At 69.1% G+C, this 23,891-nt stretch carries 18 protein-coding genes; 15 read left to right on the top strand and 3 right to left on the bottom strand.

The window, feature by feature from the left end:
- Nucleotides 1-465 precede the first annotated feature (465 nt).
- The 9 genes from ACFW0G_RS23445 (at nt 466) to ACFW0G_RS23405 (ending at nt 13,152) form a co-directional block, all read left to right on the top strand.
- Entirely contained in the window at nt 466-3,357 is a 2,892-nt protein-coding gene (locus ACFW0G_RS23445; RefSeq protein ID WP_378327500.1) for a Tat pathway signal sequence domain protein, read from the top strand.
- Nucleotides 3,354-5,225, top strand: coding sequence for a glycoside hydrolase family 97 catalytic domain-containing protein (locus ACFW0G_RS23440; RefSeq protein ID WP_378327499.1), 1,872 nt, complete (start codon nt 3,354-3,356; stop codon nt 5,223-5,225). Before ACFW0G_RS23445 ends, ACFW0G_RS23440 begins: the two co-directional genes overlap by 4 nt.
- Nucleotides 5,226-5,544: 319 nt before the next feature.
- Complete coding sequence (locus ACFW0G_RS23435) at nt 5,545-6,678, top strand: BMP family protein (protein ID WP_378327498.1); 1,134 nt, start codon at nt 5,545-5,547, stop codon at nt 6,676-6,678.
- A gap of 83 nt (nt 6,679-6,761) precedes the next feature.
- On the top strand, nt 6,762-8,378 hold the full coding sequence (locus ACFW0G_RS23430; protein ID WP_378327497.1) for an ABC transporter ATP-binding protein: 1,617 nt from the start codon (nt 6,762-6,764) through the stop codon (nt 8,376-8,378).
- Nucleotides 8,375-9,472, top strand: a complete 1,098-nt coding sequence (locus ACFW0G_RS23425) for an ABC transporter permease (RefSeq protein ID WP_378327496.1) — start codon at nt 8,375-8,377, stop codon at nt 9,470-9,472. Before ACFW0G_RS23430 ends, ACFW0G_RS23425 begins: the two co-directional genes overlap by 4 nt.
- Nucleotides 9,469-10,737 carry an ABC transporter permease gene (locus ACFW0G_RS23420; protein ID WP_378327495.1) on the top strand — a complete coding sequence of 423 codons (1,269 nt, stop codon included), beginning with the start codon at nt 9,469-9,471 and terminating at the stop codon, nt 10,735-10,737. The genes ACFW0G_RS23425 and ACFW0G_RS23420 overlap by 4 nt, the downstream gene beginning before the upstream one ends.
- Nucleotides 10,737-11,138 (top strand): cytidine deaminase, encoded by a 402-nt coding sequence (locus ACFW0G_RS23415; protein ID WP_378327494.1) that lies wholly within the window; start codon nt 10,737-10,739, stop codon nt 11,136-11,138. The genes ACFW0G_RS23420 and ACFW0G_RS23415 overlap by 1 nt, the downstream gene beginning before the upstream one ends.
- A gap of 230 nt (nt 11,139-11,368) precedes the next feature.
- Complete coding sequence (locus ACFW0G_RS23410; RefSeq protein WP_378327493.1) at nt 11,369-11,785, top strand: hypothetical protein; 417 nt, start codon at nt 11,369-11,371, stop codon at nt 11,783-11,785.
- Between the two features lie 83 nt (nt 11,786-11,868).
- On the top strand, nt 11,869-13,152 hold the full coding sequence (locus tag ACFW0G_RS23405) for a thymidine phosphorylase (protein ID WP_378327589.1): 1,284 nt from the start codon (nt 11,869-11,871) through the stop codon (nt 13,150-13,152).
- Between the two features lie 307 nt (nt 13,153-13,459).
- Here ACFW0G_RS23405 and ACFW0G_RS23400 read toward each other — a convergent pair whose 3' ends face one another.
- Nucleotides 13,460-14,557, bottom strand: a complete 1,098-nt coding sequence (locus ACFW0G_RS23400) for a PA containing protein (RefSeq protein ID WP_378327492.1) — start codon at nt 14,555-14,557, stop codon at nt 13,460-13,462.
- Between the two features lie 213 nt (nt 14,558-14,770).
- Here ACFW0G_RS23400 and ACFW0G_RS23395 point away from each other — a divergent pair, with 213 nt between their 5' ends.
- Entirely contained in the window at nt 14,771-15,892 is a 1,122-nt protein-coding gene (locus tag ACFW0G_RS23395) for an adenosine deaminase (protein ID WP_378327491.1), read from the top strand.
- 110 nt (nt 15,893-16,002) lie between these two features.
- The gene (locus tag ACFW0G_RS23390) at nt 16,003-17,223 is read left to right on the top strand and encodes an MFS transporter (protein WP_378327490.1); all 1,221 of its coding nucleotides are present in this window, start codon (nt 16,003-16,005) and stop codon (nt 17,221-17,223) included.
- A 293-nt stretch (nt 17,224-17,516) separates the two neighbouring features.
- On the opposite strand, the gene ACFW0G_RS23385 is transcribed toward ACFW0G_RS23390, so the two are convergent.
- Nucleotides 17,517-18,788: a primosomal protein gene (locus tag ACFW0G_RS23385; RefSeq protein ID WP_378327489.1), complete on the bottom strand. Its 1,272-nt coding sequence runs from the start codon at nt 18,786-18,788 to the stop codon at nt 17,517-17,519.
- Nucleotides 18,789-18,937: 149 nt separating this feature from the next.
- Here ACFW0G_RS23385 and ACFW0G_RS23380 point away from each other — a divergent pair, with 149 nt between their 5' ends.
- Both ACFW0G_RS23380 and ACFW0G_RS23375 read left to right on the top strand, forming a co-directional pair.
- Nucleotides 18,938-21,442, top strand: coding sequence for a DEAD/DEAH box helicase (locus tag ACFW0G_RS23380; protein WP_378327488.1), 2,505 nt, complete (start codon nt 18,938-18,940; stop codon nt 21,440-21,442).
- A gap of 85 nt (nt 21,443-21,527) precedes the next feature.
- The gene (locus ACFW0G_RS23375) at nt 21,528-22,442 is read left to right on the top strand and encodes an alpha/beta fold hydrolase (protein WP_378327487.1); all 915 of its coding nucleotides are present in this window, start codon (nt 21,528-21,530) and stop codon (nt 22,440-22,442) included.
- Here the strand turns inward: ACFW0G_RS23375 and ACFW0G_RS23370 are convergent.
- The gene (locus tag ACFW0G_RS23370; protein WP_378327486.1) at nt 22,439-23,071 is read right to left on the bottom strand and encodes an NADPH-dependent F420 reductase; all 633 of its coding nucleotides are present in this window, start codon (nt 23,069-23,071) and stop codon (nt 22,439-22,441) included. The genes ACFW0G_RS23375 and ACFW0G_RS23370 overlap by 4 nt on opposite strands.
- 100 nt (nt 23,072-23,171) lie before the next feature.
- On the opposite strand from ACFW0G_RS23370, the gene ACFW0G_RS23365 reads away from it, so the two are divergent.
- Both ACFW0G_RS23365 and ACFW0G_RS23360 read left to right on the top strand, forming a co-directional pair.
- Entirely contained in the window at nt 23,172-23,522 is a 351-nt protein-coding gene (locus ACFW0G_RS23365) for a winged helix-turn-helix transcriptional regulator (RefSeq protein WP_378327588.1), read from the top strand.
- Nucleotides 23,523-23,621: 99 nt separating this feature from the next.
- Nucleotides 23,622-23,849, top strand: a complete 228-nt coding sequence (locus ACFW0G_RS23360) for a hypothetical protein (RefSeq protein ID WP_378327485.1) — start codon at nt 23,622-23,624, stop codon at nt 23,847-23,849.
- Nucleotides 23,850-23,891: the final 42 nt, after the last annotated feature.

Genomic DNA, 23,891 nt, shown 5'->3' with positions numbered 1-23,891 from the left:
GTGAACGGCCTCCAACGTCATGGCTGTGTTGCCCGGCTGACCGCTGAGGTCCGCACTCGCCGCCGGGGAGCCAGGCGTCCACTAGGGACACAACTCCGGCGACAATGCCGAGATCAAGGTCATCGAGCGTGGATGCAAGGGATGCTAGACCCGGCACCGGCGACCGGCTCACCTCCGGGTTCGTCTCTGTGATGGACCAGACACCCGGTACAAGGGCGGATCGCCCGGACGTGTGGCGCAGGGCACGCGTCCGCGGGGTTGTACGGTCTGCGTGAAGCGTCGTACATCCGATCTTTGCGGCATTGTGGTCGATATCACGCATTCCGGCGCTGTTCCGCTTATCGGGAGCTATCCGGCCGGATGGCGTGTTTTCTGCGGAGGGTTGTTGACGGTTTCTGCGTGGTCTCTTACGTTCATTTCACGCCAGACATCCGACCAATCGTCGGAACTCACGATGGGGTGACGATGACGCAGCCCGCTGGTTTCCCCCGGCGCGACCTCCTCGGCGGCACGATGGCCGGGATTCTCGCCACCACGTTCGCCGCCGGGACGCCCGCCGCCGCGGCCGGGAAACCGCTGGACAGCGACGCTTTCCCGCCACAGCCCGGGGGCATGTCCGACGAGCAGTGGGCGCGCTTCCTCGCCGCGCAGGATCTGCGCTGGCAGCGCCTCCCGCGTACCTGGTACGAGGGCGCGTTCCTGGGCAACGGCTTCGTCGGCGCGCAGGTCTACCGGGAGCAGACGCCGTCGAACAGGAGCGCGCTGAAGTTCACCGTCGACCACAGCGAGAGCCAGGATCACCGGCCCGCCTTCGGCAACGAGTGGGGCGTCGCGCGGCTGCCGATCGGCAAGGTGCTGCTCACTTCGTCCGGCACGCTCACCGGCGCGGACCTGCGGCTCGATCTGTGGAACGCGGAACTCTCCGGAACGGTCACCACCGACCGGGGGACCTTGGAGATCCACGCGTTCGTGCACTCCACCCAGCAGCTGCTGGTGATCGACGTCCGCCCGAGCGCGGGGGAGCGCGGCTTCTCGCTCGCGTTCGAACCGCTGCCCGCGGTCAGCCCGCGCATCGTCCGCGAGCAGCCGCCGAAGGGGTTCGATCCCAACCCGGGGTGGACGACCCGCGACGAGCGGGACGTCTCCTTCGTGACCCAGCCGCTGTTCGCGGGCGGCCAGAACGCGACGGCGTATCAGCTCCGGCGGGCCGCGCACGGTGGGCGCACGCTCGTGCTCTCGACGGCGCACAGCTTTCCCGGCGCCGAAGCCGAGCAGTCCGTGCGGACGGCGATCGGCGCGGCGGGCACGATCGGCGCGCTGCGCGCCACGCACCGCCAGTGGTGGCACGCCTTCTACCGGCGCAGCTTTCTGTCCATTCCGGACGCGAAGCTGCAGAGCTTCTACTGGATCCAGCTGTACAAACTCGCGTCCGCAGCCCGCGCGGAGGCGCCGATCATGGCCACCACCGGGCCGTGGCTGGAGCCGACGCCGTGGCCGTCGGTGTGGTTCAACCTCAACGCGCAGCTGGAGTACTGGCCGGTCCACGGCTCGAACCACCTCGAACTCGACCCGATCCCGCGCACGGTCCGCGGGAACCAGCAGACGCTGATCGACGGCTTGAGACCCGAATACCGCGCCGATTCGATGGGGCTGCGGCGCAGCACCGACGCGCGCTTCGCGGACGCCGGATACGTCGGCGTGCCGAATCCCGACAGCGACGCCGAGATCGGTGACCTGCCCTGGCTGCTGCACAACGTCTGGCTGAGCTACCGGCACACGATGGACGTCGCGATCCTGCGCGACGACCTGTTCCCGGTGCTGCGCAAGGCGATGAACTATTACCTGCACTTCCTGAAGTACGGCGCCGACGGCCGGTTGCACCTGCCGCCGACGTTCTCGCCCGAGTACGGCCGCGCGCCCGACTGCAACTACGACCTCGCGCTGATCCGCTGGAGCTGCCGGACCCTGCTGGACGCGGCGAAGACGCTGGGCATCGACGATCCGCTCGCGCCGAAGTGGCGCGAGGTGCTCGCGAAGCTCGTCGACTATCCGGTCGACGAGAACGGCCTGATGATCGGCACCGGCGTCCCGTTCGCCAAATCGCACCGGCACTATTCGCACATCCTGGCTGCGTATCCGCTGTATCTGCTCAATGTGGACGATCCGGCGCAGGCCGCGCTCATCGCGAAGTCGCTGGACCACTGGATCAGCTTCGAGGGCGCCCTGCGCGGGTTCAGCTTCACCGGCGCCTCGTCGCTGTCGTCGGCGCTGGGCAGGGGCGAGGACGCGGTGAAGCACCTCCGCGAGTTCGTCGCGCGGTTCGCGCAGGCCAACACGATGTACTACGAGGCGGGGCCGGTAATCGAGACGCCGCTCTCGGCGGCTCAGTCGGTGCACGACATGTTGTGCCAGAGCTGGGGTGACACGGTTCGGCTCTTCCCCGCGCTCCCGGCGGCCTGGCGCGACGTCGTCCTGCACGACTTCCGCACGCAGGGCGCTTTCCTGGTGAGCGCGGCGCGCAAAGCCGGGGTCACCACGTTCGTCCGCGTGCGCAGCCTCGCCGGGCAGCCGCTGAAGCTGAAGCCGTCGATCGACGGGCCGGTGACGGTCGAAGGCGCGCGGCGCTGGCGCCGATGTCCTAACGGGACACTTGAGATCGACCTGCCGCGCGGTGGCGAGGTCCTCGTGTATCCGCGCGGGAGACGTCCGGACACCACGATCGCGCCGGTCCCGATCAGCGAACCGGCGCCGCCGTGGGGACTGCCGATGCTGCCGCCGAGCGGTCAGCAGGTTCCGGTGGATCTGGCCGGTGTGCTCAATTCCGACGGCGTGACCAGTGAGTTCTACCTCGGCGACGGGGATTTCGACGGCGCGGGCAACACCTACCCGGCCGCGCAACTGCCGCAGACCGGGCAGCTCACCGACGACGGCGTGCCGTTCCTCTTCGTCAACGGCGCCGAGGGCACGCCGAACAACTTCGTCGGCACCGGGCAGGCGATTCCGTTGCCCGCCGGGAACTACGCCGTGCTGCACGTGCTCGGCGCGGCCGACACCGGCAAGAGCACCACGCCGCTCACAGTGTCCTATAAGGACGGAACCACGGCGCAGGTTCCCTTGCGGCTCACCGACTGGCGGACCGCCGCGGCGTTCGGTGAGACCGAAGCCGTCGTCACCACCCAGCTGCACACCCGGGCCGGGATCCAGGCGGCGCGGCTGGCGATCTTCCACCAGCGCGTCCCGCTCGACGCCGCCCGCGAGGTCGTCTCGGTGACCCTGCCTGCCGCCACCGCCCCGCGCCCGCACCTGTTCGCGCTCACCTTGGAGAAACGGCACGTCGAGAACGGAGCGATGGCATGAGGAAGAGAGCTGTGCTGGCGAGCGCGCTGGTGGTGACGTCGGCGGTGGTCGGACTGCCCGCTTCGGGGCAGGCCTCGTCCGCGACGCGCTGGATACTGACGGCACCCGGTATGTCCGTCCAAAAAGGAGCGACGCCGGAAGCCCATATCGCGCTGGACCGCGGACGGCTCACGCTGTCGGTCACCCGCGGCGCGACGACGGTGCTGGAGCCCTCGGCGCTGGGCGTCGAAACCGCGAACGGCGATCTGACGAGCGGGCTCGCGGTCACCGGGTTCTCGCAGCGGCCGATCCACGAGAAGTACGAGACCAAGGTCGGCAGGCGGCTGAACCACACCGTCGACGCCGCCGAGACGACGTTGAACCTGCGTGGGTCCGGCGGGCAGACGTTCGCGGTGGTTTTCCGGGTGTCCGCGGACGGCGTCGCGTACCGGTATGTCTTCGACACTCCTAAGTGGACGACAGTGGTCCGCGAGGCGTCGGAGTTCGCGGTGCCGCAGACGGCCGATTCGTTCCTGCTGCCGTACGACAACGGCCGCAGTGACTACGAGAGCATTCACGTCCACCGTCCGGTGGCCCAGCAGGATCCCGTCGAGTACGGCTACCCGTCTTTGTTCCACGTCGGCGACTCGTGGCTGACCGTGCTGGAGTCGGATCTCGACGGCAGCTACGGCGGTTCGCGGCTCAAGCTGGACGCGGCGTCCAAGCGCTTCGGACTCGTCCTGCCCGATCCGGCCGAGGTCGCGAAGGGCCCACTGCGGACACCGTGGCGGGCGATGATCGTCGGCGATCTGGCCACGGTCACCGAAAGCACGCTGGTGACCGATCTGGCGAGCCCGTCGAAGCTCGCCGACACGTCGTGGATCAGGCCCGGCGTCGGCGCGTGGTCGTGGTGGTCCGACGGGCCCAGCGCGGGAAGCCTGGAGAAGCAGAAGCAGTTCGTCGACTACGCGGCGAAGATGGGCTGGGAATACACGCTCGTCGACTCCGGGTGGAACGCGAGCTGGATTCCCGAGCTGGTCAAGTACGCCGCCGATCGGCACGTCGGGATCTGGCTGTGGGCCGACGCGAAGATCACCGACACCGACAGCGAGCGCGAGAAGAACTTCAAGCAGTACCGCGACTGGGGCGTCGTCGGGCTGAAGATCGACTTCGTGGAGTCCGACCGCCAGGACCGGACGCGCTGGTACGACGCCGTGCTCGCGGCGTCGGCGAAGTACCACCTGATGCTCAACTTCCACGGCGCGCCGATCCCGCGCGGCATCGAGCGCACCTGGCCGCAGGTGATGTCGGTCGAGGCGGTCAAGGGCGCCGAGGGCACCAAGCCGAAGCCGGGCCGCGAGCCGTTCCCGATCGAGCACTACGTGACGCTGCCGTTCACCCGGAACCTGACCGGCTCGATGGACTTCACCCCGGTCACGTTCAGCGGCGTGCGGCCGAACAGCGAGGGCGGCGAGCTGGCGCTGGCGGTGGTGTACGAATCGGGCGTCCAGCACTTCGCGGACAGCGTCGAGAGCTACCAGGCGCGTCCGGTGGCCGAACGCCTGCTCAGCCACGTCCCGACGGTGTGGGACGAGACGCGGCTGCTCGCAGGCGACCCCGGCAAGCTCGCCGTGTTCGCCCGGCGATCCGGCGCCGAGTGGTACGTCGGCGCGATCACCGCGGGCCCCGCGACCCGGCTGGACACGCCGCTGACGTTCCTGCCGCCCGGCGACTGGCTCGCCGAGATCTACGGCGACGGGGCCGACGGCAAACTCGTCCAGACCACTCAGCGGGTCACACCGGGTAGCGCCCTGAGCGTCCCGGTCGCGGCCAATGGCGGTTACTCGGCGCGCTTCTGCCAGGCCCCGCCGGGCGCCACGAGCTGCTGAAGGGGACTTTCTCCGCCCATGCCCCCGCCACCACCCTCAACGGAGACGCTTCGCGTCCAGTCTTGATCGTCAGACGAGCTGAAGGGGACTTTCAGCGCATGCGACGCGAGGAAAGTCCCCTTCAGCACTGATCACGGTCGGTAAGGGCATGATCGCGAATGCCGCCTGTCGAGTAAACGTTTGTGTTACGTAGCGTGCCTTTCCTATGGAGCCTTGTTGGCCGTTAGGTACGGTCTGGCGGTCGAACCCGGCACTGGGGCCGGGTCGTTCTCTGACACATCCGCTGGATCAGCGGGGAGGGAGACACACGGTGCGTCGCATGCGTGGAACCGCGCTGGCCGCCGCGACCATGGCCGGGGTACTCACCCTGGCCGGGTGCGCGAAGGACTCCGGCGGTGGCAGTAACAACAACGCCTCGGGCAACCAGGCAGGCAGCTGCGTGACCGCGCCGAAGCCGCCCGCGGCACCGCCGTCGTCGAGCACCAGCAAGACGGGTGAGAAGGTCGACGGCAGCAAGCTCAAGGTCGGCCTGGCCTTCGACGTCGGCGGCCGGGGCGACGCCTCGTTCAACGACGCGGCCGCCGCCGGGACGGACAAGGCGAAGTCCGAGCTCGGCGTCACCCAGGTCAGCGAGAGCACCGCCGGTGCGAGCGAGGACGAGGCCGCGAAGCAGCAGCGGCTGGAGCAGATGGCCGCGCAGGGCCTCAACCCGATCGTCGCGGTCGGGTTCGCCTACGCGAAGTCGGTCGCCGCCGTCGCCCCGAAGCACCCGGACACCAAGTTCGCGATCGTCGACGACGACTCGATCAACCTCCCGAACGTGACGCCGCTGGTCTTCGCCGAGGAGCAGGGCTCGTTCCTGGCCGGCGTCGCCGCGGCGTACAAGAGCAAGAACTGCCACGTCGGCTTCGTCGGCGGCGTCAACACCCCGCTGATCCAGAAGTTCGAGGCGGGCTTCCTGCAGGGCGCGAACCAGGTCTCGAACAAGATCAAGATCGAGCACGAGTACCTCACCCCGGCCGGTGACTTCTCCGGGTTCCAGGACCCGGCGAAGGGCAACGTGAAGGCCGCGGCCGAGATCTCCAACGGCGCCGACGTCATCTACCACGCCGCCGGCGCCTCCGGTAAGGGCGTGTTCGAGGCCGCGAAGGCCAAGCAGGTCTCCGCGATCGGTGTCGACTCCGACCAGTACAACCAGAAGACCGTCGCCGACAGCAGGGACGTGATCATCACCTCGATGCTCAAGCACGTCGACGTCGCGGTGTTCGACTACCTCCGCGCGGTCGCGAAGAACGACCTGAGCTCGCTGCCGAAGCGGTTCGACCTCAAGGTCGACGGCGTCGGCTACTCGACCTCGGGCGGCAAGGTCGACGACATCAAGGATGTCCTCGACGGCTACCAGGCCCAAATCGTCGCGGGCCAGATCAAGGTTTCGGACAAGCCGCAGAAGTAGTACGCAGCGCGCACGGCCCGGAAGGGGATCCCCTTCCGGGCCTCCGCTGTTTTGACGAGAAGAGAACTGGAACTCATCACCTCATGAGCACTTCCGAGTCTCCGGCCGCGGCGGTCCCCGACCGGGGTGTCCCGGCCGTCGAACTGACCGGGATCACCAAACGCTTTCCCGGCGTGGTGGCCAACTCCGACGTCAACCTCACCGTCGCCCTCGGCGAGGTGCACGCCCTCTGCGGCGAGAACGGCGCGGGCAAGTCCACCCTGATGAAGATCCTCTACGGCATGCAGCAGCCGGACGAGGGCAGCATCGCGATCAACGGCAAACCGGTGAAACTGCGCAATCCGCAGGACGCCATCAAGGCCGGGATCGGCATGGTGCACCAGCACTTCATGCTCGCCGACAACCTCACCGTCGGCGAGAACGTCTTCCTCGGCGCGGAGAACCTGCACGGCATCGGCCGGGCCGCCCGCGCGCGGCTGGCGACGCTCGCCGAGCGGACCGGCTTGAAGGCCGATCCGGGCACGCTGCTCGAAGAACTGGGCGTCGCCGACCGGCAGCGCGTCGAGATCGTCAAGGTGCTCTACCGCGGCGCGAAGATCATCATCCTCGACGAGCCCACCGCGGTGCTCGTGCCGCAGGAGGTCGACGCGCTCTTCGAGACCGTGCGCGCGATGCAGGCCGAGGGCTACACCTTCCTGTTCATCTCGCACAAACTCGACGAGGTCCGCGCGATCGCCGACTCGGTCACCGTGATCCGGCGCGGGACCACGGTCGGCACCGCCGACCCGAAGACGATCACCAGCCGCGCGCTGGCCGAGATGATGGTCGGCTCCGAACTGCCCAGCCCGGAGACCCGCGAGTCCACCGTCACCGACCGCGACGTGCTGCGGCTGGACGGCGTTCGCCTGTCGGTCGAAGGCTCGGAGCGCAACGTCCTCGACGACGTCACCTTCACCGTGCACGCGGGTGAGGTGCTCGGCATCGCCGGCGTCGAGGGCAACGGGCAGACCGAGCTGGTCGAGACGATCATGGGCATGCGCAAGGCGACCGGAGGCACGATCGAGCTGGTCGAGCAGAACGGCCGCGCGCACGACCTGACCAGGATCGGCACGCTCGCCCGCCGCGAGGCCGGGATCGGCTACATCGCCGAGGACCGCACGCGGCACAGCCTGCTGCTCACACAACCGTTGTGGGCCAACCGGATCCTCGGTTACCAATCACGCAAACCGGTCTCGAGTGGACAGTTGCTCGACATCGCGGCCGCGCGTGAGGACACCCGGCGGATCGTGCGGGAGTACGACGTCCGGACACCCGGCATCGACGTCCCCGCCGCCGCGCTTTCCGGTGGTAACCAGCAGAAGCTCATCGTCGGGCGGGAGCTGTCGGGCAACCCGGTGCTGCTCATCGCCTCGCATCCGACCCGCGGCGTCGACGTCGGCGCGCAGGCCCTGATCTGGGAACAGATCCGCCAGGCCCGCGCCGACGGCCTGGCCGTGCTGCTGGTCTCGGCGGACCTCGACGAGCTGATCGGGCTGTCGGACACCATCCAGGTCATGTTGCGTGGCAGGCTGGTCAGCCGCGCCGATCCGGCGACCGTGACCCCGCAGGAGCTGGGCTCGGCGATGACCGGTGCCGGTGACGACGCCGCGGAGTCCACTGTGGACACCGGGGACAACGCGGAAGGGGGTGCGGCGGAATGAGTTCGTGGCGCACGAAGGTGCTGCCGCCGCTGCTGGCGATCGTGTTCGCCCTGCTGCTGTCGGCGATCGCGCTGATCATCTCCGGCGCGGATCCGCTGACCGCGTACGGCACCATGATCGGCCAGCTGTTCAAGGGCTCCACCGCCGTCGACACGGTGAACCTCGCGACGGTGTACTACCTCGCCGGGCTCGCGGTGGCCATCGGGTTCCAGATGAACCTGTTCAACATCGGGGTCGAGGGCCAGTACCGCTTCGCCGCGGTGACCACCGCGATCATCGGCGGCGCGCTGAACCTGCCCCCGGTCATCCACACCGTGGTGATCCTGCTGGTCGCGTTGCTGGCCGGTGCGCTGTACGCGGCGATCCCGGCGATCCTCAAGGTGACTCGCGGGGTCAGCGAGGTCATCTCGACGATCATGCTGAACTCGATCGTCGGCGGCATCGTCGCGTTCCTGATCAACCCGGACGCGTTCGGCGTGCTGACCGGCAACAACCTCGGCACCAAGCCGATCGCGCCGTCCGGGCACATCCCCGGCATCCCGCTGGGCTCGGGCACGCTGTTCGGGTTCGTGATCATCGCCGCGCTGATCGGCGCGGGCTACTGGTTCATGCTCAACCGGACCCGGTTCGGCTTCGAGCTGAAGGCCAGCGGCGAGTCGCCGACGGCGGCCGCGGCGGGTGGTGTCAACGCCAAGAAGATGACGTTGATCGCGATGCTCACCTCCGGTGCGGTGGCGGGCCTGATCGCGATGCCGGAACTGCTCGGCCGCGACTTCAGCTACGGCATCACCTCGACCCAGATGTACGGCTTCACCGGGATCGCCGTCGCGCTGCTCGGCCGGAACCACCCCGGCGGGATCGCGCTCGGCGCGCTGCTGTGGGCGTTCCTCGACAAGTCCGCGGTGTCGCTGGAGCAGATCCACGTGTCCAAGGAGATCGCCACGATCATGCAGGGGATCATCGTGTTGTCGGTCGTCGTGGCCTACGAGGTCGTGCGGCGCGCCGACCTGGCCGCCGAGCAGCGCCGGGTCGGCCGCGCGCTGGCCGGCAACGGCCGCAAGGGATCGAGCGTCGCGGAAGGGGGTGCGGTGTGACGATCACCGAGAACCCGTCAGCCGCTCCGGTCACGGTCGCGGTGCGCCGCGGGAACCGGATTCCGGGCTGGCTCAAGGGTGTCATCTGGGCCGTCGTGGCGATCGCCGTGCTGTCCATGGCGTCGTACGCCACCGGCGTCGACACGCTGACGTCGAGCAACACCGCGCACACCGCGTTGCGTCTCGCGCTGCCGATCCTGCTGTGCGCCCTCGGCGGTCTGTGGGCCGAACGCGCCGGCGTGGTCAACATCGGTCTCGAGGGCATGATGATCCTCGGGACGTGGGGTGCCGCGTGGGGCGCGTACTACGGCGGTGTCTGGGCCGGTCTGGTCGCGGCGATCGTGTTCGGCGCGCTCGGCGGCCTGCTCCACGCCGTCGCGACGGTCACCTTCAACGTCAACCACATCGTCTCCGGTGTGGCGATCAACCTGCTCGGCCTCGGCATCGCGAAGTACCTGTCGAACCTGGTGTTCACGCCGCTGTCCGGCAATCCGCGGCAGTCGCCGCCGGTGCCGAAGTTCGACACCTACTCGGCGACGTTCCTCGGCGACTGGCTCGGCGATCTGGAAAAGGCAAGGCGCGTCGGGATTTCCGACGTCGCCGGGATTCTGCACGGCCTGGTCACCGAGGTCGCCCCGCTGACGATGCTGGCGATCGTGCTCGTGCCGGTGAGCTACCTCGTGCTGTGGCGGACCCGGTTCGGCCTGCGGCTGCGTTCGTGCGGGGAGAACCCCGTCGCGGCGGAGTCGCTCGGCGTCAACGTCTACCTGCACAAGTACGTCGCGATGCTCATTTCCGGTGGGCTGGCGGGTATGGGCGGGGCGTCGCTCGTGCTGCTTTCCGGCGGCGCGGACTACCTGGAGAACCAGACCAACAGCCGCGGCTACATCGGCCTCGCCGCGATGATCTTCGGCAACTGGCGGCCCGGCGGGCTGCTCGGCGGCGCGGCGCTGTTCGGCTACGCGGACGGCCTGCAGCTTTCCGGCGGGGGCAAGGCCGTGCTCGCGTTGCTGTACGGCACGGTGATCCTGCTCGGCGTGATCGTGGTGGTGCAGCTGATCCGGCGGCAGTGGATCGCCGCCGCGATCGGCGTCGTCGGCGCCGGGGTGCTGTACGCGATCTACTGGGCGAACGACTCGCTGCCGAGTGACCTGATCCCGTACACCGCGCACTTCGTGACGCTGATCGTGCTCGCGGTCGCCTCGCAACGGCTACGGCCACCACGCGCGGACGGCGTCCCGTACCGGCGGGGTGAGGGCGACTGATGACCAGCGTCGAGTCCACTGTGGACTGGGAGTCGTTGCGGGAGTGGGCCGTCGAGGCGGCTTCCCACGCGTACGCGCCGTATTCGGGGCTGCATGTCGGGGTCGCCGGGGTCGTGGACGACGGCAGGATCGTCACCGGCTGCAACGTCGAGAACGCCTCGTACGGGCTGGCTCTGTGCGCCGAGTGCACGATGGCCGGGCAGCTGCGGCTGTCCGGCGGCGGACGGCTCGTCGCCGTCGCGTGCCGCAGTGGCGCGGGTGAGCTGCTGATGCCGTGCGGGCGGTGCCGTCAGATCCTGTTCGAACTGGGCGGGTCGTCGTGCCTGGTGGACACGCCGAGCGGCATCCTCCCGATGGCGAAGGTCCTGCCCGACGCCTTCGGGCCGGACGACCTGCCCTGAGCGCGGGTCTCCCCGGCGGGCGGTGTGCCGTCCGCCGGGGGCCACCCCGGGACCGCGACCGGCAAGGTTAGAAATTTTCACGTCTTTGCGACGGTTTGTTACCCGTGTTACGGTCAGCCGAGCCCATGGGGGGCTAGGGGAGGGGCTGACCGAACTTCCGGTGTTATCGGTCCCACCCGGATTCATGACGGGTGACCGCTTCGGTCATCCGGGAATGGGGGTCGGCGAAAATGCTCCGGAAAATTCTGCTGGGTGCTGCGGTCATTCCGCTGGCCGCCGGTTTTCTGGTTTCCGCTCCCGCCGCCGCGTCGGCGGCCGGAACGCTCAACTGTCACGTCAACTGGAACGGCGCGATCAAGAGCTGTCTCCAGCTGGTGATGGCGCCGGACGGGCACACTCTGCAGCGGATCGTCGCCACGCAGGTCAACGACCGTGGTTGTGACACCCCGAGTGTGGAACACGACCGGGTCAACCGCACCTATTTCAAGGTCTGCACGAACAACCAGGTCCTGCAGTACGCCGACACGGACAGCCTGTGGATCGGCAAGAACTATCCGAGCGGCGCCGAATTCTGCCTCACCTGGGAGACGCTGAACCCGCCGAACACCTCGCCGACCGTGCCGAAAACCTGCGCGACGGTGAACTGAACCGGATTTCCGGTCCTGCCGTTCGGGAAAACCGTACCGGCGCCGCCGAACGGTAGGATCGGAATCCTATGAGCGAGCACAGAATCGAAGCGTTCGCGGCCGTCGACGTCATCCGCGCGAAGCGGGACGGCGGGCGGCTGAGCGACGAGCAGATCGCCTGGGTGGTCGACGCCTACACGCGCGGCGTCGTCGCCGAGGAACAGATGTCCGCGCTGGCGATGGCGATTTTCCTGCGGGGCATGGAAGCGGGCGAGATCGCCCGGTGGACCGGCGCGATGATCGACTCGGGGGAGCGGCTGGCACTGAAGGTCGACCGGCCGACCGTCGACAAGCACTCGACCGGCGGCGTCGGCGACAAGATCACGCTGCCGCTGGCGCCGTTGGTCGCGGCGTGCGGTGCGGCGGTGCCGCAGCTGTCCGGGCGCGGGCTCGGGCACACCGGCGGCACACTGGACAAGCTGGAGTCGATCCCCGGCTGGCGGGCCGCACTGTCCACTGAGGAGATCACCCGGCAACTGTCCGAAGTGGGCGCGGTGATCTGCGCGGCCACCTCCGGCCTCGCGCCCGCCGACAAGAAGCTCTACGCGCTGCGCGACGTCACCAGCACGGTCGAGTCGATCCCGCTCATCGCCAGCTCGATCATGAGCAAGAAGATCGCCGAGGGCGCGGCCGGGCTGGTGCTGGACGTCAAATCCGGTTCGGGCGCCTTCATGAAAACGCTTTCGGACTCCCGGGAGCTGGCGCGGACGATGGTCGAGATCGGGGCCGCGCACGGCGTCGCGGCCACGGCCGTGCTGACGGACATGAGCGTGCCGCTCGGGCAGGCGGTCGGGAACGCGATCGAGGTCGCGGAGTCGGTCGACGTGCTGCGTGGCGGTGGGCCCGCCGACGTCGTCGAGCTGACGGTGACGCTGGCACGCGAGATGCTCGCACTGGCCGGACTGTCCTCAGTGGACCCCGCAGAAGTGCTGGCTTCGGGACGCGCGTACGAGACGTGGTGCCGGATGATCACCGCGCAGGGCGGCGACCCGGAGGCACCGCTGCCGAAACCCGCCCACGTGCACGTCGTCACCGCGCCGGAGGACGGGGTGCTGGCGTCGCTGGACGCCTACGCGGTGGGCATCGCCGCGTGGCGGCTCGGGGCCGGACGGGCGCGCAAGGAGGATCCGGTGCAGGCCGCCGCAGGCGTGCGCTGCCTGGTGAAGCCCGGTGAACCAGTGGCGGCCGGGCAGCCACTACTGGAACTGCACACCGACACTCCGGATGCCGTCCCCGCGGCACTGGCCGCTCTGACCGGTGCCTACAACGTTTCGGACACGGCCGCGGAACGCACTCCCCTGGTCTTCGACACCCTCCACACCTCCTGACCCGGCGTGTCGTCCATCCAGGTACGCGAGCCGACCGGTTCGGTACACCGGATTTAACGCGAAAATGACACTCGCCCACCGGGCGAACGGCGTGTTCGGGAGACCTCGGGTGTTCCGAACGTTCCATTGAGGACGTTCAACGTCCCGAACGCGCCGTTCAGGACGTGCTGCCGTGCGCGGTGGGCTTGCCTGTCCGCGGTCTGCCATCCACCGGGGGCAGCTCCCGGCGGTGCTTCGGAGACGACAGTGCCCCCGCCGGGAAGCCCGGCGGGGGCACTGTCGTGAAGAGTTAACGCGCGAAGATCACTCAGTCGGAGGAGTCATCCGAGGCGTCCGACGAAGCGGCCTTCGACTTGGCGTCGGCGGACTTCGGCGCGCGGCCGTTGCGCGAGCTGCGCCGCGGCTGACGCGGGGCGGGCGGCGGCGGGGCGATCTGCTGGACGGCGGGGCCGCCGCCGAGCATCAGCTCCGCGAAGGTCGCCATCGCCTCGTCGAGCTGGCCGCCGATGCGGCGGACCGACTCGTCGTTGCTCTTGCGCACCAGCGAATCCACCGAGTCGGTGTCCGGCTGCTTGGCCAGCGTGCCCTCGACCTTGGACAGCCCGCTCTTGAGCGAACCGTCGAGGTCGCCGAGCCTGCCGCCCAGATCGTTCTCCACCTTGTCGAGCCGCGAGGCCAGGTCGTCGAGCCTGCCGGTGACCGTGTCGAGCTTGCCGCCGAGGCCGTCGAGGCGCTCGGAGGAGTCGACCATCTCGCCGGTCTCGGTGACCGCGGTCTTCAGCGCCTCGGTGGCCGAGCCGATCCGCTCCTTGGTCGCGCGGTCGAGATCGTCCACGCGCGAGCGCAGTTCGGCGTCGGTGGAGTCGATCCGCTCGCGCAGCCCGGACTCGGCCAGCTCGATCCGCTCGCGGACCGGGCCGTGCACGGCGGCGGGGAGCGATTCGAGGCGCGCGTCCTGCTTGTCCAGGTGGCCGCCGAGCTCGTCGAGCCTGCGGTGGATGTTCTGCAGCTTGTCCTCGAGGCCGTCCATCCGGCCGGCGACGCCCTCGAAGCGCGCGGCGACGCCGTCGAGGCGGCCGTCGAGCTGGGCGAAGGGCTTGGCCAGCTTGTCGACGATGCTCTCGACCGCGTGGGTCAGCGCGGAGATCGCGTTGTCCTGGGCCTCGAGCCGCGACATGGCCTCGTCGAGCCGCTCGGCGAGCACGCCGACCTCGGTCCGGTCGGGCAGCTCGGACAGCCGCTTGCGGACGGCGCCCAGCGAGTCCACCGGGGCGAGCCGGGCGTAGATGTCGTCCAGCGCGTCGAAGATCTGCTGCTGCTCGCTCTCACGCACTTCGGCCGCGCGCACCAGCATGTTGCGCATCCGGTCGAAGGACGGGGCGGCAATGTGGTTGTCAGTGGTCACTGCGGTGTCCTTCGTCGGCGGGGAAAATGGGAGGGACGTGTAACGAAGCTTATCCATTGCGAAATTGCTGTGTGTATGACCCCCGTGAAGCACGCAATGCCGAGGTCGCCCCCGGATGGCCGATTCAGTCGGTGATCGTCAACGCTCAGGGTTAGGTGGAGGCTGAGCGTTAGGGCCATGTAGGGGAATGACACCAAGACTACCGTTGGATCCATGTCAGACGGAAGCACAGTAACCCCAGTAGCGCCCGTACCTCCGGCGTTGCGCGCGGAGACCCTGCGCCGCGCGCCCAAGGTCCTCCTGCACGACCATCTCGACGGCGGGCTGCGGCCCGGCACCGTCGCCGAACTCGCCGAGGCGACCGGGTACGCGGGCCTGCCCACGACCGACGTCGACGCGCTCGGACGGTGGTTCCGCGAGGCCGCCGACTCCGGTTCGCTGGTCTCGTACCTGGAGACGTTCGCCCACACGTGTGGCGTGATGCAGACGGAAGAGGCGCTGGTCAGGGTCGCCGCCGAGGCGGTGGAGGACCTCGCCGCGGACGGTGTCGTGTACGCCGAGGTTCGTTACGCACCGGAACTGTTCGTCGAACGTGGGCTGTCACTCGATGCGGTGGTCGAGGCCGTGCAGGCGGGCTTCGCCGAAGGCGTCAGCCGGGTAGCGGAGCGTGGTGCCGCCATCCGGGTGGGGACGCTGCTGTGTGCCATGCGCCAGCACGCCAGGGCGCTGGAGATCGCCGGTCTCGCGGTGCGTTACCGCGATGCCGGTGTGGTCGGGTTCGACATCGCGGGACCGGAGGACGGATTCCCGCCGACCCGTAATCTCGACGCGTTCGAGTTCCTTCGCCAGAACAATGCGCATTTCACTATTCATGCCGGCGAAGCGTTCGGGCTCGCTTCCATTTGGGAGGCCATTCAGCACTGCGGTGCCGAACGGCTCGGGCACGGGGTGCGTATCGTCGACGACATCAAGACCGACGCCGACGGAACGGTCCATTTGGGACGGTTGGCGGCCTATGTCCGGGACCGCCGGATCCCGCTGGAGATCTGCCCGACGTCCAACGTGCAGACCGGCGCGGCGCCCTCGATCGCCGAGCATCCGATCGGGCTGCTGGCCCGCCTGGGCTTCCGGGTGACCGTCAACACCGACAACCGGCTGATGAGCGGATGCTCGATGAGCAGCGAATTCGCGGCGCTGCACGAGGCGTTCGGCTTCGGCCTCGACGACCTGCGGTGGTTCACCATCAATGCGATGAAATCGGCGTTCATCGATTTCGACGACCGGTTGAAGCTCATCAACACCGTGATCAAGCCGGGATACGCCGCGCTGGCCTGAGTTTCCCCGGCCCGGAACGCGGCCGCCGGATGGCGGTTGCGTTCCTTAGCATGCCCAACTATATTTCAGTATATAGGAACAGGGTCTCAAAATATGGGATAGTGGTGAGGATGTCGCAGGTCGCGAGCGCGCGTGTGGTCCGGGAAATACCTCGGGTGAACCGGTGGCTCGTGCTCGCGCTCGGTCTCGCCGCGCAGACCGCGAGCTGCACTTTCCTGTACGGCCTTCCCTTTCTGGTCCCCGCGATGCGGACGACCGCGGGACTCACCCTCGCGCAGGCGGGCACCGTGGTCGCGGCGCCGAGTATCGGGTTGCTCTTTACCCTGATCGTGTGGGGCGCGGCTGCGGACCGTTACGGGGAGCGGCTCATCATGGCGCTCGGACTGGGCGCCTCGGGGTTACTCCTGGTGTTCGCCGCGCTCGGAACTCACTCGGTCGGCCTACTCTTCGGGGTGTTTCTGGCTGCCGGTGCGTGTTCGGCCTCGGTCAACGCGGCGAGCGGCCGGGTGGTGATGGGCTGGTTCTCCGCGTCCGAACGCGGGGTGGCGATGGGCATCCGGCAGACCGCGCAGCCGCTCGGCGTCGGCGTCGCCGCGCTGGGGCTGCCGCCGCTCGCGGAGCACTGGGGTTTCCGGGCCGCGATGCTGCTGCCCGCGGTGCTCGCGGTCGTCGTCGCCGCGCTGGTCGCCTGGCTCGTCGTCGACCCGCCGCGCCCGGCCGGGTCAGGTGCGGGGGCGGGCTCGGGCGAGAAACCGCCGTCGCCGTACCGGAAACCGGCGCTGTGGCGGCTGCACGGCGCGAGCGCGCTGCTGGTCGTCCCGCAGTTCGCGGTGTCGGCGTTCGCCCCGGTGTACCTGGTTTCGGTGCAGCACTGGAGCGTGCTGGCGGCGGGCTGGTTCCTGGCGGTGGTGCAGGTGCTGGGCGCGCTGGGCAGGCTGGCCTCGGGCTACTGGTCCGACCGCGTGAGCAGCAGGCTGCGGCCGATGCGGCAGCTGGCGATGGCGAGCGCGGCGGCGATGCTGCTGGTCGCGCTCGGGGACGCGACCTGGCCGTGGCTGGTGGCGCTCGCGCTGGTGCTGGCGGCGGTGATCACGGTGAGCGACAACGGTCTTGGCTTCACCGCGTCGGCCGAACTCGCCGGCGTGGCGTGGTCGGGCCGCGCGATGGGCGCCCAGAACACCGCGCAGAACCTCGCCTCGGCCCTCACCCCGCCGGTACTGGGCCTGGTGATCGGGGACTCGCGGTACGCGCTGGCGTTCTGCGTCGCGGCGATCTTCCCGGCGCTGGCCATCGCCCTGGTCCCTGCCCGCGCCGAACACCTCGGCTCCTGAGCCACGGGCACACACCCGGGAAGCACTTGCCCCGGCGCCCCGCATCCGCACGGCATCCTCAGGGTGTCCCCCACCCGCTCCGGGGGGCGACCCCGACAACATTCTATCGCCGGGGTACGACAGTTCCGGGTTTCCCGGGGAGCGGGGCCGAAGTTGTCCACAATCGGTGGTGGCTGTGGACAGGTGCTCGCGGGGTGGCGGAGGGCGCGTCCTGAACGACGCGTTCGGGACGTTCAACGTCCGCAACGCGTCGTTCGGGACAGCACCCCCACCCCGGACCGAACGATAAGGGTCTAGACCACCGTGAGGCGGTTCTCGAACGACTCGACGAGCTTCCGCCACGCGCTCTGCTCGGCGTCGAACGGGGCCGACGGCTCGAGCCGCGTCGGGTCCGGCCGCAGCACGAACGACACCAGCCAGCCGAGGCTTTCGTTGGCGGCCAGCGCGGTTTCCGCGACGTCGTCACCCGCCCAGTCGGACGCGTCGGTGATCAGCTCGACGGCCAGCTCCAGCTGGGTCGGGTCGATCGACTCGGGGCCCTCGGCGATGTCGTCGTCGAGACCGTTGAGCACGTAGGTGTTCTCGGCGTCGACCTCGATCTCCAGCTCGCCCGCGGTGGCCCTCTGCACCACTTCGTCCCAAGTGGACACTTCGACGAGGTCGGTGTCGGCGAGTTCCTTGCCGTCCGCGATCGCGCGGACGAGGGCCTTCTCCGAGGTGAAGACGTCGATTTCGCCCTCGCTGCCGAGGAACACCGGCTTGTCGTCGAGGTAGCAGCGCAGCGTGTAGTACTCCGCGCCCGAGGTCACGATCTTGATCGGGTCGATGCCGACCTCGCCCCAGAACCCGACCGGGACGTCCTCTTCGTCGTCCTCGTCCTCGTCGTCGGAGTCCTCGTCGGTGGAGACGGCTTCCAGATCGTCGTCACCCTCGTCGGCGCCCGCCTCGGCCTCGGCCGACTCCTCGTGGAACGCGGCCAGCTCCTCGGCGGTCTGCTCCAGCACCGCGGCGTCGACCTCGGGCTGGGTCACCAGGCCGTCGATCGCGTCGAGCACGGTGTCCCATTCCTCCGACACCGCCTTGGACAGGTCGTTCCACAGCACCGTGCCCTTCTGGCCGGTGAACGGCAGCCGTCCCTGCTCCAGCAAGGAGAAGCCCTCGTGCGCGTCGAGGATCTCGTGCACGTCCTCCAGCTCGCAGACGTCGGCGAGCGAGCGGACGATGCCGATGATCTCGGCCAGCTCGGAGATGGTCCACGAGTCCGGCTCGTCGGCGACCAGCTCGGGCACGCCCACCAGGTCGTAGGAGTGGTCGTCGTCGGGGATCAGCTCGGGCACGTTCAGCGCGGGCACCGCGTCCCACGCCGGGTGGTCGAGCAGGTCGTGCTGCTCGGACGTGCGGACGAACGCGGCAAGGTGCGCGGCGTCGGGGAAGGCGTACAGGTCGTCCTCGTCGCCGAGGAACGCTTCCCACTCCTCGCCGTCCTCCCGCCAGCGCGGCGCCCACAGGGTGACCACATCGCCCTGCGGCAGGCCGAGTTCGATCGGGATGATGTCCTGTGCCATTCCTTAGCCCTCCGGATTACCGCCCGTGTACGCGCGACACCGGTTGTTCCCCCGGTCGTGCGCGGTATGCGCAGCCTACGGGTTTCCGCTCCGGCCCGCGATTGCCCCTGGCCAAGTCCGAACCAACGGATGGCACGATGGGGCACCTGATGACTCTTACAGACCTCCTGCCAGCGGATCCCGACGCCGACGCCCTGTTCGAGGCCTTCTCCACCTGGACGGCCGAACGGGGGCTCGAGCTGTACCCGGCGCAGGAGGAGGCGCTGATCGAAGTCGTCTCCGGGGCGAACCTCATCCTGTCGACCCCGACCGGTTCCGGCAAGAGCCTCGTCGCGGTCGGCGCGCACTTCACCGCGCTCGCACACGGGCGGCGCAGTTACTACACCGCGCCGATCAAGGCGCTGGTCTCGGAGAAGTTCTTCCAGCTCATCGACATCTTCGGCGCGGACAACGTCGGGATGATGACCGGCGACTCCAGCGTCAACGCGGATGCCCCGATCATCTGCTGCACCGCCGAAATCCTGGCGAACATCGCATTACGGTTCGGTCGCGACGCCCCGGTGGGCCAGGTGGTGGCCGACGAGTTCCACTTCTACTCCGAGCCCGACCGCGGCTGGGCGTGGCAGGTACCGCTGCTGGAGCTGCCGGACGCGCAGTTCGTGCTGATGTCGGCGACCCTGGGCGACGTCTCCTTCTTCGAAAAGGATCTGACCCGCCGCACCGGCCGCCCGACCGCGGTTGTGACATCGGCACAGCGACCTGTCCCACTGACTTTCCGCTACGCGCTGACGCCGTTGCACGAAACGCTGTCCGAACTGCTGCACGGCGGCCAGGCCCCGGTGTACGTCGTGCACTTCTCGCAGGCGGCCGCGATCGAGCGGGCGCAGACGCTGATGAGCATCAACGTCACGTCGAAACCGGAGAAGGAGGCCATCGCCGAGATGATCGGCGACTTCCGGTTCTCCGCCGGGTTCGGCAAGACGCTGTCGCGGCTGGTGCGGCACGGCATCGGCGTGCACCACGCCGGGATGCTGCCGAAGTACCGGCGGCTGGTCGAGCAGCTCGCGCAGGCGGGGCTGCTCAAGGTGATCTGCGGGACCGACACCCTCGGCGTCGGCATCAACGTGCCGATCAGGACCGTGGTCTTCTCGGCGCTGACGAAGTACGACGGCGTCCGGCAGCGTCACCTCAAGGCGCGGGAGTTCCACCAGATCGCCGGGCGGGCGGGCCGCGCGGGCTACGACACCGACGGCTATGTCGTGGTTCAGGCGCCGGATCACGTCGTGGAGAACGCGAAGGCACTGGAGAAGGCGGGCGACGATCCCAAGAAGAAAAAGAAGATCGTCCGCAAGAAGGCGCCCGAGGGGTTCGTCAACTGGACCGAGAGCACCTTCGACCGGCTGATCGCGGCGGAGCCGGAGCCGCTGACGTCGAGCTTCCAGGTCAGCCACTCGATGCTGCTGAACGTGATTTCCCGGCCGGGCAACGCCTTCGACTCGATGCGGCATCTGCTGGAGGACAACCACGAGCCGCGACCGTCGCAGCGGAAGCTGATCCTGCGCGCCATCGCGATCTACCGCGCGCTGCTCGCCGCGGGCGTCGTGGAGCGGCTCGACGAACCCGACGAGCAGGGCCGGATCATCCGGCTCACCGTCGACCTGCAGTTCGATTTCGCGCTCAACCAGCCGCTTTCGCCGTTCGCGCTGGCCGCGATCGAACTGCTCGATCCGGAGTCGCCGGTCTACCCGCTCGACGTCGTGTCCATTATGGAATCCACTGTGGACAACCCGCGTCCGGTGTTGTCGCAGCAGCAGTTCAAGGCGCGGGGCGAGGCCGTGCAGGCGATGAAGGCCGACGGCATCGAGTACGACGAGCGGATGGAACTGCTCGAAGACGTCACATACCCGAAGCCGCTGGAGGAGCTGCTGAACGCGGCGTACGCCAGTTATCGGCAGGGGCATCCGTGGGTCGCCGACTACGAGCTCTCGCCGAAGTCCGTGGTGCGCGACATGTACGAGCGCGCGATGAACTTCGTGGAGTACATCGGTTTTTACCAGCTGGCGCGGTCGGAAGGCTTGGTGCTGCGCTATTTGGCCGACACCTACGACGCGCTGCGTCACACGGTCCCGGACGAGGCGAAGACGGAACCGTTGCAGGACCTCATCGAATGGCTCGGCGAGCTGGTCCGGCAGGTCGACTCCAGCCTGCTCGACGAGTGGGAAGCGTTGCGGCATCCGGAAGAAGAGGGGCCGGTGCCGACGCGGCCGCCGTCCGAGCCGCCCGCGGTCACGCGCAACGAGCGGGCGTTCCGGGTGCTGGTGCGCAACGAACTCTTCCGCCGCGTCGAGCTGGCCGCGCGGCGTGCGTACGTGTCGCTCGGCGAGCTGGACGGTGCGGACGGCTGGGACGCCGACGCGTGGGAAGACGCCATGGAGGACTACTTCGACGAGCACGAGACGCTCGGGATCGGCCCGGACGCGCGCGGCCCGGCGTTGCTGATGATCGAGAAGGAGTCCGGCGTCTGGCGCGTGCGGCAGATCTTCGACGACCCGGCGGGGGATCACGACTGGGGTATCAGCGCCGAGGTCGATCTCGCGGCGTCCGACGAGGCGGGCTCCGCGGTGCTCCGGATCGTGGACGTCAACCAGCTCTGATCTTCGGGAGGGTGGGGAAAACCCCACCATGGAACTGTGGTGCGCACCCTGGCCGCCGGGGCCGCCGTCGAGCAGAGTCGTCGGTATGGCATCCACCAGGCGTGACATGCTCAAGCTCGGGGCGGCGGCCATCGCGGCGGGCGCGGCCACGATGGCGCCGCAGGCCGCGTCGGCGGCTCCGGCCGGGTTCGAGCGGCTGCGGATCCGGACCAGGGCAGGGACGTTCGACGCGCTCGCCGCCGGACCACAGAGTGGGCGCCCGGTCCTGTTGCTGCACGGCTTTCCCGAGTCGAGCCTCGAATGGCGGGCGCAGCTGACGGCGCTGGGCGCGGCCGGATTCCGCGCGGTGGCGCCGGATCAGCGTGGTTACTCGCCGGGGGTGCGGCCGGCGCGGATCGACGCCTACCGGCTCGACAACGCTGTCTCGGACGTCCGCGGCATCGCGAACACCTTGGGCTGGAACAGGTTCGACGTCGTCGGTCACGACTGGGGCGCGTGTGTCGCGTGGATCGCCGCCCGGTACCCGGGGCGGATCCGGAAGCTGGCCGCGGTGTCGGTCCCGCATCCCGCCGCGTTCGCCGAGGCGTTGCGGGCCGATCCCGCGCAGCGGGAGGCGTCGAAGTACATGGATGGGTTCCGCGAGCCCGCGCCCGGCCCGGAAAACCGCATCCTCGCGGCGGGGCCGCCGAAGCTGGACGGCGTCCCGCGGGAGATCTGCGAGGAGTACTTCGCGCGACTCTCCGAGCCCGGCGCCTTGACCGCCGCGCTGAACTGGTACCGCGCCAACGACTTCGCCGGATACGAGCAGTGCGTGCGGGTACCGGCCTTGTTCATCGCGGGCGACGATCCGATGGTCGCGCCGTCCGGGATCTTGAACACTCGCCGTTGGGTGACCGGGCCGTACCGGCTGGAACGGCTGACCGGCGTCGGGCACTTCGTCCCGGAATCCGCGCCGGAGACCGTTTCCCGGCTTCTGCTCGACCACCTGTGTCCTGTTTAGACATTCGGCGGCGGAAGGATCGCCTGTGCGTCGGCACCGTCGAACCACAGCTTGACGACGAAGGCCATGGTCGCCTCCATGAGCACGGCCCGGTCGAGCCCGCCGCCGTCGAGCGGGACGCAGCCGAGATCCCGCACGAGCGTGCGGACGTGGTCCAGCGCGCGTTCGTCGTCGCCGCACAGCGGCACCGCGAGCGGGCGGCCGCCGAACACCGGCGGGGTCAGCCGCCAAGTGTCCACATGGCACAGATTGAACGCCTTGACCACGTGGGCCCCCACCGATTTCGCGGTGATCTGCTCCGCCATCGAGGTGCCAGGTGGCGTCTGCGGGAACAGCGTCTCGTCGACGGCGTTGGTGGGATCGATCAGGGTGATCCCGTCGAGGGCGCCGGACGCAGCGCCGGCGGCGTCGAGGACGTCCAGGACGCTGTCGGCGGGCAGCGCCAGCAGGATCGCGTCAGCGAACTCGACCGCGTCGGTCCAACTCCCGCTTCGCGCGCCGAACTGTTTCGCGAGCGCGGCGGCCTTCGCCGGGTCGCGGCCGCTCACGAGCAGGTCGTGCCCGGCACGCGCCCACTGCGTGCCGAGCGCGTCCGCCATCCCGCCGGTGCCGAAAATGCCGATGCGCATGGGAACTCCTTCTCCGGTGTGCTGACCGGGTCAACGGTAGGAAGGCGCGCGGGTACCGATTGGTTACCGCGTGAGCGGGCACAATGGAGCCGTGGACCGCATCGAGCACGAGTTCCTCGCCGACTGCCGCACCCGGCTGGCCTTCGACCTGGTGGCCAACACGTGGAACCCGGTCGTGCTGTGGGCATTGCGGAAGGGGCCGCAGCGGCCTTCGCTGCTGCGGCGGCGGATCGGCGGGATCAGCACGAAGGTGCTCACCGAAACCCTGCGCAGGCTCGAGTACTCCGGGCTGGTCATTCGCCGGGCGGTCGACACTCCGTCACGGGTCGAGTACGCGCTGACCGAACTCGGCGCGAGCCTGCTCGGCCCGATCGAGGCGTTCGGACACTGGGCGGCCGAACACGGTGACGACGTCATGGCCGCGCAGGAGCGGATGGACGAGCTGGCCTGACTCCGCCCTTTGGGGCAAGTTTCGGTCAACTACGTCCTCTGCGAGGCCGGTTCGGGCTAGCGTCGGCGCACTGGGACGGATTCGTGAACTGGAGGGGTCATGCGGAACATCAAGCGGGTGGCGGCCGGGATGCTGGTGGCGGGTGCCGCGGCGGCGGTACTGGGCGTGGTGGGCGCGACGTCCGCGCAGGCCGCCACGGCCATCGAGTACGGGGCACCGGCCGCGACGACGCAGAGCGGCGGCGACGTCGAGTCCATTGTGGCCGGTGCGTACAAGAAGCTCGGCAAGGCCGCGGTGACCCCGGACGCCTCCGCCACCGAGTACTGAGCTGACCTGACCTGCCGTCAAGGCCACCTTATGGGCGTCAGA

This window comes from Amycolatopsis sp. NPDC058986, from assembly GCF_042741125.1.
GTDB lineage: Bacteria > Actinomycetota > Actinomycetes > Mycobacteriales > Pseudonocardiaceae > Amycolatopsis.
The sequence above is the reverse complement of the archived record's forward strand: the minus strand, read 5'-3'. Positions and strand labels throughout refer to the sequence as shown.

Excerpts from the sequence above, each read along its gene's own strand:
- ACFW0G_RS23445 (WP_378327500.1), top strand. The coding sequence starts at position 466 with ATGACGCAGCCCGCTGGTTTCCCCCGGCGCGACCTCCTCGGCGGCACG.
- ACFW0G_RS23440 (WP_378327499.1), top strand. The coding sequence starts at position 3,354 with ATGAGGAAGAGAGCTGTGCTGGCGAGCGCGCTGGTGGTGACGTCGGCG.
- ACFW0G_RS23435 (WP_378327498.1), top strand. The coding sequence starts at position 5,545 with ATGCGTGGAACCGCGCTGGCCGCCGCGACCATGGCCGGGGTACTCACC.
- ACFW0G_RS23430 (WP_378327497.1), top strand. The coding sequence starts at position 6,762 with ATGAGCACTTCCGAGTCTCCGGCCGCGGCGGTCCCCGACCGGGGTGTC.
- ACFW0G_RS23425 (WP_378327496.1), top strand. The coding sequence starts at position 8,375 with ATGAGTTCGTGGCGCACGAAGGTGCTGCCGCCGCTGCTGGCGATCGTG.
- ACFW0G_RS23415 (WP_378327494.1), top strand. The coding sequence starts at position 10,737 with ATGACCAGCGTCGAGTCCACTGTGGACTGGGAGTCGTTGCGGGAGTGG.
- ACFW0G_RS23410 (WP_378327493.1), top strand. The coding sequence starts at position 11,369 with ATGCTCCGGAAAATTCTGCTGGGTGCTGCGGTCATTCCGCTGGCCGCC.
- ACFW0G_RS23395 (WP_378327491.1), top strand. The coding sequence starts at position 14,771 with ATGTCAGACGGAAGCACAGTAACCCCAGTAGCGCCCGTACCTCCGGCG.
- ACFW0G_RS23390 (WP_378327490.1), top strand. The coding sequence starts at position 16,003 with ATGTCGCAGGTCGCGAGCGCGCGTGTGGTCCGGGAAATACCTCGGGTG.
- ACFW0G_RS23385 (WP_378327489.1), bottom strand. The coding sequence starts at position 18,788 with ATGGCACAGGACATCATCCCGATCGAACTCGGCCTGCCGCAGGGCGAT.
- ACFW0G_RS23380 (WP_378327488.1), top strand. The coding sequence starts at position 18,938 with ATGACTCTTACAGACCTCCTGCCAGCGGATCCCGACGCCGACGCCCTG.
- ACFW0G_RS23375 (WP_378327487.1), top strand. The coding sequence starts at position 21,528 with ATGGCATCCACCAGGCGTGACATGCTCAAGCTCGGGGCGGCGGCCATC.
- ACFW0G_RS23370 (WP_378327486.1), bottom strand. The coding sequence starts at position 23,071 with ATGCGCATCGGCATTTTCGGCACCGGCGGGATGGCGGACGCGCTCGGC.
- ACFW0G_RS23360 (WP_378327485.1), top strand. The coding sequence starts at position 23,622 with ATGCGGAACATCAAGCGGGTGGCGGCCGGGATGCTGGTGGCGGGTGCC.